At 58.5% G+C, this 12,177-nt stretch carries 13 protein-coding genes and 3 pseudogenes; 7 read left to right on the top strand and 9 right to left on the bottom strand.

Annotation, left to right across the window (positions count from 1 at the left end; genetic code table 11):
- Positions 1–104 precede the first annotated feature (104 nt).
- From ACYZUA_RS20920 to ACYZUA_RS20910, 3 genes and pseudogenes are all read left to right on the top strand, one after another.
- Positions 105–1,157, top strand: a complete 1,053-nt coding sequence (locus tag ACYZUA_RS20920; protein ID WP_461960438.1) for an agmatine deiminase family protein — start codon at positions 105–107, stop codon at positions 1,155–1,157.
- 4 nt (positions 1,158–1,161) lie between these two features.
- A pseudogene (locus tag ACYZUA_RS20915) lies at positions 1,162–1,950 on the top strand (nitrilase-related carbon-nitrogen hydrolase); the annotation flags it as partial.
- Positions 1,931–2,395 (top strand): annotated as a pseudogene (locus tag ACYZUA_RS20910) (agmatine deiminase family protein); the annotation flags it as partial. The pseudogenes ACYZUA_RS20915 and ACYZUA_RS20910, both read left to right, overlap by 20 nt.
- Before the next feature lie 38 nt (positions 2,396–2,433).
- Here the strand turns inward: ACYZUA_RS20910 and phnE are convergent.
- The 4 genes from phnE to ACYZUA_RS20890 are packed head-to-tail and all read right to left on the bottom strand — an operon-like array spanning position 2,434 to position 5,664.
- Complete coding sequence (gene phnE / locus ACYZUA_RS20905) at positions 2,434–3,201, bottom strand: phosphonate ABC transporter, permease protein PhnE (protein ID WP_461960437.1); 768 nt, start codon at positions 3,199–3,201, stop codon at positions 2,434–2,436.
- A complete protein-coding gene (locus ACYZUA_RS20900) occupies positions 3,198–4,025 on the bottom strand; it encodes a PhnE/PtxC family ABC transporter permease (RefSeq protein WP_461960436.1) in 828 nt (275 codons plus the stop codon). Before ACYZUA_RS20900 ends, phnE begins: the two co-directional genes overlap by 4 nt.
- The gene (locus tag ACYZUA_RS20895) at positions 4,019–4,816 is read right to left on the bottom strand and encodes a phosphonate ABC transporter ATP-binding protein (protein WP_461960435.1); all 798 of its coding nucleotides are present in this window, start codon (positions 4,814–4,816) and stop codon (positions 4,019–4,021) included. Before ACYZUA_RS20895 ends, ACYZUA_RS20900 begins: the two co-directional genes overlap by 7 nt.
- Entirely contained in the window at positions 4,813–5,664 is an 852-nt protein-coding gene (locus tag ACYZUA_RS20890) for a putative selenate ABC transporter substrate-binding protein (protein WP_461960434.1), read from the bottom strand. Before ACYZUA_RS20890 ends, ACYZUA_RS20895 begins: the two co-directional genes overlap by 4 nt.
- Before the next feature lie 288 nt (positions 5,665–5,952).
- Between ACYZUA_RS20890 and ACYZUA_RS20885 the strand changes: the two genes are divergently transcribed.
- Complete coding sequence (locus ACYZUA_RS20885; RefSeq protein ID WP_461964069.1) at positions 5,953–6,261, top strand: panthothenate synthetase; 309 nt, start codon at positions 5,953–5,955, stop codon at positions 6,259–6,261.
- A gap of 100 nt (positions 6,262–6,361) precedes the next feature.
- Here the strand turns inward: ACYZUA_RS20885 and ACYZUA_RS20880 are convergent, their stop codons facing one another.
- From ACYZUA_RS20880 to ACYZUA_RS20870, 3 genes and pseudogenes are all read right to left on the bottom strand, one after another.
- Positions 6,362–7,165 (bottom strand): 2OG-Fe(II) oxygenase, encoded by an 804-nt coding sequence (locus ACYZUA_RS20880; RefSeq protein WP_461964067.1) that lies wholly within the window; start codon positions 7,163–7,165, stop codon positions 6,362–6,364.
- A gap of 77 nt (positions 7,166–7,242) precedes the next feature.
- On the bottom strand, positions 7,243–8,052 hold the full coding sequence (locus ACYZUA_RS20875; RefSeq protein WP_461960433.1) for a glycosyltransferase: 810 nt from the start codon (positions 8,050–8,052) through the stop codon (positions 7,243–7,245).
- Between the two features lie 208 nt (positions 8,053–8,260).
- A pseudogene (locus ACYZUA_RS20870) lies at positions 8,261–8,542 on the bottom strand (methyl-accepting chemotaxis protein); the annotation flags it as partial.
- A gap of 146 nt (positions 8,543–8,688) precedes the next feature.
- Here ACYZUA_RS20870 and ACYZUA_RS20865 point away from each other — a divergent pair.
- Positions 8,689–9,150 (top strand): anti-virulence regulator CigR family protein, encoded by a 462-nt coding sequence (locus tag ACYZUA_RS20865; protein WP_461960432.1) that lies wholly within the window; start codon positions 8,689–8,691, stop codon positions 9,148–9,150.
- A gap of 50 nt (positions 9,151–9,200) precedes the next feature.
- On the opposite strand, the gene ACYZUA_RS20860 is transcribed toward ACYZUA_RS20865, so the two are convergent.
- On the bottom strand, positions 9,201–9,635 hold the full coding sequence (locus ACYZUA_RS20860; protein ID WP_461960431.1) for a GFA family protein: 435 nt from the start codon (positions 9,633–9,635) through the stop codon (positions 9,201–9,203).
- A gap of 42 nt (positions 9,636–9,677) precedes the next feature.
- Positions 9,678–10,619, bottom strand: a complete 942-nt coding sequence (locus ACYZUA_RS20855) for a carbon-nitrogen hydrolase family protein (protein WP_461960430.1) — start codon at positions 10,617–10,619, stop codon at positions 9,678–9,680.
- A gap of 103 nt (positions 10,620–10,722) precedes the next feature.
- Between ACYZUA_RS20855 and ACYZUA_RS20850 the strand changes: the two genes are divergently transcribed.
- Both ACYZUA_RS20850 and ACYZUA_RS20845 read left to right on the top strand, forming a co-directional pair.
- Positions 10,723–11,406: a winged helix-turn-helix transcriptional regulator gene (locus ACYZUA_RS20850; protein WP_461960429.1), complete on the top strand. Its 684-nt coding sequence runs from the start codon at positions 10,723–10,725 to the stop codon at positions 11,404–11,406.
- Positions 11,407–11,495: 89 nt separating this feature from the next.
- Entirely contained in the window at positions 11,496–12,047 is a 552-nt protein-coding gene (locus ACYZUA_RS20845) for a hypothetical protein (protein WP_461960428.1), read from the top strand.
- The last annotated feature ends 130 nt before the right edge of the window (positions 12,048–12,177 follow it).

Here is a 12,177-nt window from a genome sequence, read left to right as displayed (position 1 = left end):
TGTTTGCCTGATTTTACGGCCGTAGCATGCATGCCAGGATCACCCAAGCAGTTTTGTTGAACACAATGGCTTAACTAAAAGGGCTTTTTATCATGCAGCATGTCATGCAGCAGAATGAAATTCGAAACAGCGGTTGGATGATGCCGGCCGAGTGGGTCAGGCACGCCGCCACCTGGATGGTCTGGCCGCACAACACGGCACTCTGGGAGTCCGGTTGGGGCGTGACATTGCCTCTGGTGCAAGAGGACTTCGCTCGCGTGGCCAACGCCATCGCCCGTTTCGAACCGGTGAAACTGGTCGTCGACCCTTCTGCTATTGCCAGCGCCAAAGCCTTATGTGGACCGAACATCGAATTGATCGAGCTGGCGGTGAACGACAGCTGGTGCCGGGACTCCGGTCCGAGCTTCGTTTGCCATCCGCAACATGGCCTGGCCGGGGTGAGCTGGCGCTTCAATGCGTGGGGCGGCAAGTCGGCTCATGATCTGGACGAAAGCCTGGCTCGTCGCGCACTCAATCATTTGGGCGTGGAGTGCTTTGGCACTGCGCTGAGCAATGAAGGCGGGGCCATCCATGTGGACGGCGAGGGCACGCTGATCACCACCGAGTCGGTATTGCTCAACCCCAATCGCAACCCGGGCATGAACAAAGCGCAGATGGAGGAAATCTTCACGCGTCTGCTGGGCGTGAAGAAGACGATCTGGCTGCCAGGCGATCCGGATTACGTGACCGGCGACATGACCGACGGCCATGTCGATGGCGTGTGCGCGTTCGCCCGCCCTGGCGTTTTGCTGGTGGACGCCACCCACGACCAGCACTCGGTGTATGCCGAAGTAGCCCGGGAAAACCGTCGTGCGCTGGAGCTGGCCACCGATGCCCAAGGTCGGAAGTTCGAGCTGATCGAGTTGTATGAAGCCAGCGATGCCGTGGACACCGAAGCCGAAGTGTTTTGCGCCTCCTACACCAACTTCTACATCGCCAACGACGCCATCATCATGCCGGCTTACGGCATTGATGCCGACAACGTGGCGGCCGCCGTGTTGGGGGAGGCGTTCCCGGGGCGCGAAGTGGTGCCGGTGCGGATCAATCACCTGGCCCACGGCGGTGGCGGTGTGCATTGCATCACCCAGCAACAGCCCGCCTGGCCGGTGGAGGGTTGATGTCATGACGCTTCTGACCGTCGCCACCACCCAGATGCCCTGCACCTGGGACTTGCAACACAACCTCGATCAGGCCGAGCAACGGGTGCGCGAAGCCGCGGCCAAAGGCGCCCAGGTCATCCTGTTGCAGGAGCTGTTTGCCACGCCGTATTTCTGCATCGAGCAAAGCCACAAGCACCTGGAGCTGGCTGAAGAATATCGCTACAGCCCTGTGCTCAAGCGCTTTGCCGCATTGGCCAAAGAGTTGGGAGTGGTGCTGCCGCTGAGCTGGTTCGAAAAAGCCGGCAATGCCTACTTCAATTCCTTGAGCGTGGCCGATGCCGATGGGCGCCTGCTGGGTGTGTATCGCAAGACCCACATTCCTAACGCCATCGGCTATCAGGAGAAGGAATACTTCAGCCCCGGCGATACCGGTTTTCGTGTCTGGGACACGGCGTTCGGGCGCCTGGGTGTGGGGATCTGCTGGGATCAGTGGTTCCCCGAGACCGCGCGCTGCCTGGCGTTCATGGGTGCTGAAGTCTTGCTGTTTCCCACCGCCATCGGATCTGAACCTGGTTGCGCGACGCTGGATTCCCGTGACCACTGGCAGATGACCATGCGCGGCCACGCCGCCGCCAATCTGCTGCCGGTGGTGGCCGCCAATCGCGTCGGCCGAGAGGCGGCGACCACTGATCCGACCTTGCAGATGAGCTTCTACGGCTCGTCGTTTATCTGTAACCACAAGGGCAAGTTGCTCGCCGAGGCCGACCGCGACAGCACCGGCGTTCTGGTGCAAAGCCCTCATCTGGCTGCCGGGGATCAAAGGTAAGGACATCACGGATGCCCACGTCGATTTCTACGCCCGTTTCGTCAAGCCAGGCGTGGTGATCGCCAACCTCGACAACGACCCTCAGTCATACGATTACAGCGTCACGCGTGCCCATTTGGACATTCTCAACAATGCTACGGATGCCGATGGCCGCACGCTGCAGGTGCATACCGTGTCGCCAACGCTCAAACCACGAAAGAGCAAGTTCAGCCGCAACAACCCGGACTTTGCTGTTGGCTACATCAACTACTTCGTGATCAACGGGGCGGTCATTGCGCCCGAGTTTGGTGACAAGGCGGCAGACTCCAAAGCCTTTGATTTGTTGTCCGAACTCTACCCGGACCGTGAAGTGGTGCTGCTCAACATCGACGCCATCGCTGCCGGTGGCGGCGGTATCCACTGTGTGACCAGTCACCAACCGTTGGCTTAGTCTGGAACAACTCTTTGCCATCGGGTGCTGCGAAGCCGTCAGGCCTTGACCCAGCGTTGACGGCTCCAGCTGCTCAATGTGTCGACGGCCAATACCAGCAACAGCATGGCCAGAATGACCGTGCTGGCTTGAGCTTCCTGGAACAGGCTGAGGCTGACATAGAGCATTTGCCCCAAACCACCGGCGCCGACGAAGCCGAGCACACTGGCCATGCGGATATTGTTTTCCCAGCGGTACAGGATGTAAGCCAGTAGCTGTGGCAACAGGTTGGGCAGTGACCCGTAGCAGAACGCCCATAGGGCATTGCCGCCCTGCAGGCGGATGGCTTCGGCCGGTTCGGGTGGGGTGTTTTCCAGCGCTTCGGCGAACAGCCGGCCGAGCACGCCGGTGGTGTGCAAGGCCAAGGCCAGGGTGCCGGCATTGGGGCCGAGCCCGGCGGCGAGGACCATCAGCGCAGCCCACACCAGTTCCGGAACCGCGCGCAAGGCGTTGAGCACCAGGCGCGACGCGCTCTGCAAAGGCCAGCCGAAGCGCCCGGCCGCGGGCAATGCCAACAGCAGGCCGAATACCGCCGCGAGCAGGGTGCCGAGGGCCGACATGGCGATGGTTTCCAGGGCACCGTGGCCGATGGCTTGCAGATGGCCCGCGCTCAGGTCCGGGCTGAGAAAGCGTTGCGCATAAGCGCCCATCTGCTTCAGGTTACCGCTGCCACCGAGTTCGCCAAGGTCGATGCCCAAGTAGATGAACGAGGCGACCACCGTGGCGCCGATACACAAGAGCAGCACCAGGTTGATCAGGCGATTCATGTCAGCCTCCAGCGCAGCAGTCGGCTGAGTTGATCGGCGAGCAGTACCAGGACGAGAAACGTCAGTAGCAAACTGGCCACTTCACCGCCGGCGAACATGCGCAACGACAAATCCATTTGCTGGCCCAGACCGCCGGCACCGACGAAGCCCATCACCACCGAGGCGCGGATTGCGCATTCCCAGCGGTACACCGTGTACGACAGCAGCTCCGCAGCGACATTGGGCAGGATCCCGTAGAAAAAGGCTGCGAGCCGACCGCTGCCAGCCTGCAATAGTGCGTGGGCCGGGCGCTGGTCGACCGACTCGAAAATTTCCGCGTAGACCTTGCCCAGCATGCCGCTGTAGGTAATGGCGATGGCCAGTACCCCGGCCGTCGGGCCGAGGCCGACGGCGCGCACAAACAAAAGCGCCCAGACGATTTCCGGCACGCTGCGCAGGAAGATCAGTAAACCGCGTACCGGCCAACGCAGCAGTTGACCCCAATAGCTCGGGTGGCCGGCGCGGGAGGCAGCAGACAGCGACAGAGCTCGACTGGCCAGCAGGCTGGCGGGGACGGCCAACAACAACGCCAGGGCCATGCCGGCCGTGGCGATGGCCAGGGTCTGCAGGGTGGCTTGCACTAGCAGCTCAATGAATTCCTCACCATGTGCCGGTGGCCAGAAGGCTGAGACAAACCGGCCCATCTCGCTCTGACTGTCACTCGCCACCAATACACTCAGGTTCAATTCGCTGAAGTGGATGCCCGGCCACAGCAGGGCAAGGGCCAGCAAGGTGAGCAGCAGGCGGGGCCGGGTGGCCGGATCTCGGGCATCACGGGTCAGCATCGGGGAATCTGCACACTCAAGGGCGCCGGAGTAATCGGTGGGGATTGCAGTTGTTCGTTGGCGTAGAGCTTGTCGAGCAACTCGCGGTCGACTTCGCTGGCCGCAAGGTCGAACATGATCTGCCCATCACGCAAGCCGATGATTCGCGAAAAGTGCGCCAAGGCCAGTTCCACCGCATGCAGGCTGGCGACCAGTGTGACGTTGTGCTGCCGGGCATGGCGGCAGAGCACCGACAGCGTGTGCTCGGCCAACACCGGGTCCATGGCCGATACCGGCTCATCGGCCAGCAACACCTCGGGCGCTTGATACAACACGCGGGCAATGCCCACGCGCTGTAGCTGTCCACCGGACAGTTGCTGACATTGCGCGAACAACTTGTCGCTGAGGTCGAGCCTGGCCAATGCCGCGCGTGCGCCCGGAACATCCACCGGATGCAGTAAGTTCAGCAGGCTTTTGCCCAGCCCCCACTGACCCAGCTTTCCAGCCAGAACCGCAGTGACCACGCGCTGGCGCGGTGGTAGCGGGGGCGCTTGATGGATCAGGCCGATGCGCGCGCGCAGACGCTGACGCTGACGGGCGGACAGCTGCCAGGCGCGCTCGCCGAGCACCTGCAGGTCGCCGTCGTCCGGTCGCAGGGCGGTGGCCAGCAGGTTGAGCAGGCTCGACTTGCCCGCGCCGGACGGACCGATGATGGCGACCTGTTCGCTTGCACCGATGTGCAGGTCCACACCGCGCAACGCATGGACGCCGTTAACGTGGGTAAGGCTGACCTGGGTCAGATGCAACGTCATTTGAGCAGTTCGGCGGCGCGTGCGGCTTCCTCGATGCCCTTGTAGTTCTCGGGTTTGGTTTCGATGAATCGGCTGGCGGCCTGCAGATCCAGAATCTCCTTGTCCTTCGGATTCGCCGGATCGAGCGCCAGGAAGGCAGTCTTTATCTTGGCCGCCAGCGCCGGGTCGAGGGTCCCGCGTACCGTCCAGTTGTAGTCATAGTAGGTCGGGGTGGTCGCAAACACTCTGACCTTGGTGGTGTCGACCTTGCCAGCGGCGACCAGTTTTTCCCACACGCTGGCATTCAGTACCCCGGCATCCACCTTACCGGCCTGGACCCAGGCGACAGTGGCGTCATGGGCGCCGGAATAGCCCACACGACTGAAGTAGGTTTCCGGTTTGATGCCGTCCTTGAGCATGAAATAGCGCGGCATGAGACTGCCTGACGTGGAGGACACCGAACCGAAGGCGAAGGTCTTGCCCTTGAGGTCGGCGAGGGATTTGACGGCCGGGTCGGCGGTGATGAATTTGCTGGTGAACTGGGCGTCCTGTTCGCGCTGTACCAGCGGAATGGCATTGCCGGTTTTCAGGCGTGCCTGCACGAACGTGAAGCCGCCCAGCCAGGCCATATCGATACGGTCAGTGGCCAGCGCCTCGACCACGGCTGGATAGTCGCTCACGGGAACGAACTCGACCTTCATGCCCAATTGTTGTTCCAGGTAGGTGCCCAGCGGCTTGAACTTGCGCAGCAGTTCGGTCGGGGCTTCATCGGGAATCGCACTGACTTTCAGGGTGTCGGCGGCCTGCGCCAACAGGGTGCAAAAAGACAGGGTCAAGCCGACAGCCAATGCCAGGGTACGGTTGAGCATGAAAATTCTCCGGTGCATTAAGGCAAAAATGTCGATACGCCAAGTGCAAGCTGATTGCTGCATGGCGCTTTGTGAGGGTAGACGAAATGGAACTAAATTGACCGCTTTTGGCCCGGTTGTTAGTGCAACAAGCCTGAAGTCGATCGGGCCAGGACCCTTGGGTTAGCGCATTTTGCAGCCCGAAATTGCCATGGTTCATGACCGCTCGTAACCCGGCCCGAGGGTTGGCTCACGCTTCGCTATTCTTCATGAGACTACCGGGTTGCAAGTGGAACAGAGGATTGAATGATGAAGATGTTACTGATGGTCGAGTGCCCTAACGAACCCTTCAACACCCTTGTCAAAGCGGGGACGGTGGGCGAGGTTATTGAGCGCATCCTGAACAGCATCAAACCGGAGGCGGTGTACTTTACTGAACAAGACGGCATGCGTGCTGGGATTTTTGTGGTCGACGTGCAAGACCCCTCCGACATCCCCGCATTGGCGGAGCCTTTTTTTCTCAACTTCAACGCCACCTGCAAGTTCCGTATTGTGATGAGTGCACAGGATCTGCAAAAGGCCGGTCTGGAGACGCTCGGGAAAACGTGGGCGTGCTGATAGACCATTTGGGGTCGGCACTGACGACCCCGTTTCCGTCAACCGAATGTCCTTGATCTTCCTTAAAGATGGCTAAATCTTTCAGCGGGTGTTTCGTAGTTTAGTTTTTCTTCTTGATGAGTTTGCCCAGGTAATACTTCAGGCTTAAACGATCTTTGGGCCTTGGCTTGTAGTGGGTTTTGTTTCTTTGTGCGGGATCAATCACCAGGGTTCCTGCGGTGTAGTAATAAAGCGCTATAGACCTGCGCGTGATGTGCTCTGGCGTTGTTAAAGGCTCTGGATGCCCATGATTGCTGTCTTTGTCTGTATTGAAAATGACACATCGATTGTAAATGGGCAGGACTTTTTTAAGGCAGGTCTTCATGTCGACATCCCAAAGTTCAAGGTTGCCGCCGTATTCCTCTCGCCAGTCTTCATTTAGATAAATGATGATATTCAGTCTGCGCTCAACGTTAAGCTTCTTGTTGAGCCTGAAATCCGAGTGCACCCCCAGGAAACCACCAGTTTTCGTTTCATGCAGGCCGCCACCCGTAAAGTAGGGGTCGGGTATCAAGCCTTCGATGCCTGTGAGCTTTTCAAGAAATTGCAACATGGGGGCCGAGTTGAAGGCGTTGAAAATGGTCTTCAAATAGGGAGTGCATTCGTTGGGACTGATTTGACGTTTTCGTTGACCTTTATAGCCGCGCTCATAGAGCATTTCGTTGTTGGTGGGTTCGATTGGGAAGTGCGAGCAGATACTCGCAATCAGCTCTTCATCCAGGAAGTTATCGATGACAATGTGCGGAAATGGCGTAGCCTGAGTATAGCCACTGGCCAATGAGGAACCCAAGGCGCTGGCGGCGTTCTGGTCGAAATCAAGCGCCGGGGAGAGGGTCATAGGTAGTGCTTGAGTGATGTTTGCCATTACCGCTCCAATAACTTGATCCAGGTGGATGACTTCAAGCAGCGTCCAGCGCACTGCTCGTTATGTCTCTTCGTCGCTTAACTTTTGCTGTCTTCTTTTTTCAGGCGCTTAAGAATATCGTTGTACATTTTGGTTCGTCTATGAGTCTTTTCATAGCCGCCAGCGGCTGCGACAGTGCCGGACTGAATGTGATCCAGATAACTGAAGATTTTACGCGGTGATAACATTTCAACGACATAGCCAAGCTCGGTCATGCGGTCTTGGAGGGTGTAGCCTGGCACGCGATCATCCATCGAAAAATGCATGTTGTGCTGTTTGATAAGTTTGCAGTTCCACAATGTACAGAAACTCTTCAAGTAGACTTCTCTGTACGGTTTTGGCTCTCTGGAGCGTAATCCTATGGAGATTTTCAGGCGTCTGAAATGGTGTTTGAATAGTCGTGAGCTAAAGCGCCAAAACGTTCTTGTGGTGCCACGGTTTAATTGCTCAACACAACCGACGGCTACGACTTTTTGGTTTTTCAAACATTTATTCAACATCATCGGAAAAACATTTTTATCGAAAATAAATGTGTCGGTGTGCAGTAAAAATAAATAATCAGTTTCAACTCGCTCCAAAACCAGGTCTAGTGCTTTGCCATGCGCGATATGGCCCGGTTCTGGTTCAGAAACAGAGCGCTCGATTAAATTGATCCAGTCAAGCGTTCGTAAGTACTCAGTGCTTTCATCGGCGGAATAGTTGTCAACTACCCATATCGGGACGTTGTGGCTGCCCACATGCTGGTGCAACAAGTCTAAGCATATCCTGGTGATTTCTGGTGTTTTGTAATTGACTATAACTATGCTGAAGGTTTTAGAGTTATCAGCCAGAAATCTAGTGTTATTCATCGTTCATGTGCCCAATGATACTGCGTGTTATTGGAGAAATAATTGAACTTGTGAGCATTATATGGGCGTCATCGTATAAGGATCTGCTCTGTCGGTAAACATCCGTGACTTAATTCGTTACATGTTCCCCCGCTAGCAGTCTCCCGTGCACGCAGCTTGGCTAAGTACTGCCATTGCTGTAGTGACCGTGGCAACTGCGCATTTAGCCTTACTGATGAAACGTGTGGCCCAGTGCATTCAGGCGAATTGCGATGGGTGGCAAGCGCTGGCTGCTCAGAGCAAGGGTTTCGACATCGTCTGCGGTGTTTTGCGCGATGGTCTGCACAGACTGCAAGCGCCCGACCACTTCGCGACTTGCCGTGGATTGTTCGCGGGTGGTGGTGACAATGCGCCCATTGAGTTCATCGATATGGGAGATGTCGCTGCCCACCGCCTGCAACATCGCTGCCGCCAGCTGACTGTCTTCGACACAGCGCTTCACGCCTTCGCGGACTAATGCTGAAGTGGCGCGCAGTACGGCAGATCCGTTGCAATCCGGCCGTGGGGAATTGGGTGTCGATGGGAGAAGATGGAACCCACCTCGTCGATAGCGTCTAAATTACAGAGAGATGTCCCGCCACGTTGAAGGAACGACTCATGCTTAGATCTCGCTCATTGATTGCAGCTATTACATGCCTTGCGCTGGTTTCCGGTTCCGTGACTGCATTGGCCGATCCTGGTAATGGAAAGGGCCAGGGAAACGGCAAGGGAAATCCGCAAAACAGCCAGGTCCATGGCAACCAGGGAGGCAAGGGCAAAAATGCCGGAGGCGGCGATTGGAATAATGGCCCAAGCATCAATCGCGGCAGCGTACTTGAGATTGTTGGTGGGTATCGGGACTACTGGAGCCCCGGACCTGCATTGCCACCCGGCATTCAAAAGAACCTCGCGCGAGGTAAGCCGCTGCCCCCCGGAATTGCCAAAAAACTGGACGGTCGATTGATCGGCAGGTTGCCCCATTATGATGGGTATGAATGGCAGCAAGTTGGCACCGACTTGATATTGGTCGCGCTGGCAACCGGTCTCATCTATGAAGTGCTCAACGGTGCATTTGATTAATGGGCATGATCCCTATGCCCATTTGAAGGTGGAAGCCGGCGCAACCAGCGCTATTCGTCCACGCTGATGCCCGATCCGCCTAATTCGTTGGGGACGTCCTTCAGCTTGGGCAATCCATCCTTGATGCGCAGCACTGTCTCCTGATAGTGGACGTGAACGCCTGGCGAATACGCGAGATCCGGGATGACCGCGGCATACACATCGATGAGCCCCATTCCTGGGTGTTCAGTGAAGAGGTGCCCGCCGCACGTCTTGCACCACTTGCGGTAACTTCGCGGTGTCTTGTTGTAGGTACCGATGTTGTCAGCACCCCGAGTCACTTGCACCGCCTCGGGTTTCCACAGCGTGAAGGCATTGATCGGTCCCGCTGACCAATGCCGACACGACTCGCAATGGCAGTAGCCCATTCCGACCGGTTCGCCGCTGACGGTAAACTCGACTGCGCCGCAAAAACAACTGCCTTTGTAAGACCGTTCAATGCTCATGGCATGACTCCTTGATCAATTGCCAGGCGATACCGCCGGACGTCATTCGTCAATGTAATGCACTGCTGTCGCCGGCGTGCGCCGCACCTGCAGTTCGAAAATGTCAGGACGCGCGTAGTGCCCAGTGACGTCGAGCGCCCGCCGCGCTGGCGCGACGAGAGCGACGTCGATGTCCGCATACAAAATGCCGGCCTCTCGGTGTAATGGACCGGCCACGATCCGGCCTTGAGGACTGACCACTACCGAGTCGCCGTCGTTGATCCATTCATCCGGATCGGCAAACAGTTGCGCACGCGCCGGGAAGTCGTCGGGAATGTCACTGCCGCGCAGCGCGGTGCCGCTGCCGAGCACCCAACAGCGGCCTTCGAGGGCAATGTGACGCATCGTGCTGATCCAGCCTTCGCCCGTGTCGTACGTGGGGGCGACGTAGATTTCCACCCCTTGGGCATACAGTGAATAGCGTGCCAGCGGCATGTAGTTTTCCCAGCAGATCAGCGCACCCACGCGGCCGACCGGTGTATCGACCGGACGCAACCCGGTTGCATCACCGAAGCCATGCACCATGCGCTCGGGATTGGTTGGCATCAGCTTGCGGTGTCGGTTGAGCACTGCGCCGTTAGCGCCGATAACGACTACGCTGTTGTAGAGCGTGCCGCCTCCATTGCACCGGTCGCATTCATTGATGCCGCACACGATCGTCACCGCGTGAACCCTGGCGGTCTCGCACAATTGGCTCAGGTCACCGTTCGCGATATCGACGGCGTTGGCCAGCAGCCGCGTGTGCAACTGGCCCATGACAGCCCCGTCCGTTCCCGCCGCCAGCCGCCAGATCCACGACGGGTAACCGGGAATGTACGATTCGGGCAAAACGATCAGCGAGGCTCCCGCCGTCGCTGCCTCGGCGACCGATTGCACGGCCCGGGCGATTGTCGCGCTGCGATCGAGCAGCACAGGCGGACGCTGAATGATGGCTACCTTGGTCATGGCGTGCTCCTTTGATGTTGGGCTTTCGAGGTTTCAGCGTGCGCGTGGCGAAGTGGCGGGGCTAGTTCAGAATCTGAAGCGTTGTAATTGCGGAGCCAAGGCAATGGACGAAAGCTACGGTCAGTTCTGCACGGTCGCGCGCGGCGCTGAAGCCCTGTGCGAGCGCTGGACACCTTTGGTCGTGCGCGAGTTGCTGTGCGGCAGCAAGCGCTTCAATGAACTGCACCGCGGCGTGCCCCGGATGTCCACCAACCTGCTGGCACAGCGGCTGCGGCATCTGGAAGAAATCGGTGTCGTGCATCGCACGGCCACCGGCAAAGTCTGGGAGTACAGCCTGACCGAGGCGGGCGAAGAATTGCGCCCCATCATTATGGCGCTCGGTCATTGGGGCGCGCGCTGGATCGGCAGTCGCCTTCGCGATGACGAACTCGACGCGGGCCTGCTCATGTGGGACGTGCGCCGGTTCGTGCGCATCGAGACATTCCCGTCCCGACCGGTGGTCATCCACTTCAAATTCCGCGACGCGCGGCCCGGCGAGCAAGCGTGGTGGCTCGTGGTTGAACAGGGTGTGGCAGACCTGTGCCGCGACGATCCCGGACGCGAACTGACGCTCGTCGTGGACTCCAGCGTGCGCGCGTTGACCGAGGTGTGGACGGGCGACCGCACACCGCGGGAGGTTCTTCAGTCGCGAGAACTGCGTGTAGATGGCGCGGTGAAGGATGCGGAAAGTTTGTGGCGCTGGCTTGGCACGAGCGCGTTCGCGGGTACGCGGAGCGCTGCACGCTAGCGCTGGCAGCTCCGTCGGTCGCAGGACTTTGAACTGTCTGGGGCTTACAGCGTCATAAGATTCGCGATATCAACTTATGGAAAGCCATCATGCTTTTGAAGAATAAGAGTCTCATTGCTGTAATGTCCTGCGCTCTGATGCTGGCGGCCGCCCCATTACTCCCTGCTGACCTGTCCATCATGAACTCCGCCTATGCGAAAGACGGTGGTGGTGGTGGTGGTGGTGGTGGTGGTGGTGGTGGTGGTGGTGGTGGTGGTGGTGGTGGCGGCGGCGGCGGCGGAAACGGTGGTGGTAATGGTGGCGGAAACGGAGGTGGTAATGGCGGTGGCCACGGCGGCGGTACAGGCGGCGGTCACAGCGGTTCAGGGCACTCCGGCAACTCCGACAGCAACGGCCGTGGTAATGGACTGTCCAGCGATCATGCCGGCAAGGCTGTTCGCGACCGTGGTGAAAGCGGAAACCACTACGGCAATGATCGCAATGGTGATCGCGGCCATGGCTCAACGACTTCGGGTATCGCCAATTCCAGAGACTCTCGAGGCTTGGACAAAGCCAGGGCAGTCTCGACCACGACACCAGGCGATCACAACACGAAAGGGTTGAGCAAAGCCGGGACGTCGGTATCGAAAAAATCGCACTGATCAGCCATAACGGCTGATAGGGCTTAGCGGCTGGCTGCGATGGTCTGCATCGTCCAGCGGTGGGTGAATAGGCTGCAAGCTACCAAACCCCACAGCAAGCAATCCTGAACAAAACGGGCGCCTGACAAGG

Source organism: Pseudomonas sp. LS2P72 (assembly GCF_054897865.1).
The sequence above is the reverse complement of the archived record's forward strand: the minus strand, read 5'-3'. Positions and strand labels throughout refer to the sequence as shown.

Coding starts and splice junctions, on each gene's coding strand:
- ACYZUA_RS20885 (WP_461964069.1), top strand. CDS start 5,953: ATGAAGATGTTACTGATGGTCGAGTGCCCTAACGAACCCTTCAACACC.
- ACYZUA_RS20890 (WP_461960434.1), bottom strand. CDS start 5,664: ATGCTCAACCGTACCCTGGCATTGGCTGTCGGCTTGACCCTGTCTTTT.
- ACYZUA_RS20855 (WP_461960430.1), bottom strand. CDS start 10,619: ATGACCAAGGTAGCCATCATTCAGCGTCCGCCTGTGCTGCTCGATCGC.
- ACYZUA_RS20845 (WP_461960428.1), top strand. CDS start 11,496: ATGCTTTTGAAGAATAAGAGTCTCATTGCTGTAATGTCCTGCGCTCTG.
- ACYZUA_RS20865 (WP_461960432.1), top strand. CDS start 8,689: ATGCTTAGATCTCGCTCATTGATTGCAGCTATTACATGCCTTGCGCTG.
- ACYZUA_RS20850 (WP_461960429.1), top strand. CDS start 10,723: ATGGACGAAAGCTACGGTCAGTTCTGCACGGTCGCGCGCGGCGCTGAA.
- phnE (WP_461960437.1), bottom strand. CDS start 3,201: ATGAATCGCCTGATCAACCTGGTGCTGCTCTTGTGTATCGGCGCCACG.
- ACYZUA_RS20860 (WP_461960431.1), bottom strand. CDS start 9,635: ATGAGCATTGAACGGTCTTACAAAGGCAGTTGTTTTTGCGGCGCAGTC.
- ACYZUA_RS20880 (WP_461964067.1), bottom strand. CDS start 7,165: ATGGCAAACATCACTCAAGCACTACCTATGACCCTCTCCCCGGCGCTT.
- ACYZUA_RS20895 (WP_461960435.1), bottom strand. CDS start 4,816: ATGACGTTGCATCTGACCCAGGTCAGCCTTACCCACGTTAACGGCGTC.
- ACYZUA_RS20900 (WP_461960436.1), bottom strand. CDS start 4,025: ATGCTGACCCGTGATGCCCGAGATCCGGCCACCCGGCCCCGCCTGCTG.
- ACYZUA_RS20920 (WP_461960438.1), top strand. CDS start 105: ATGCAGCAGAATGAAATTCGAAACAGCGGTTGGATGATGCCGGCCGAG.
- ACYZUA_RS20875 (WP_461960433.1), bottom strand. CDS start 8,052: ATGAATAACACTAGATTTCTGGCTGATAACTCTAAAACCTTCAGCATA.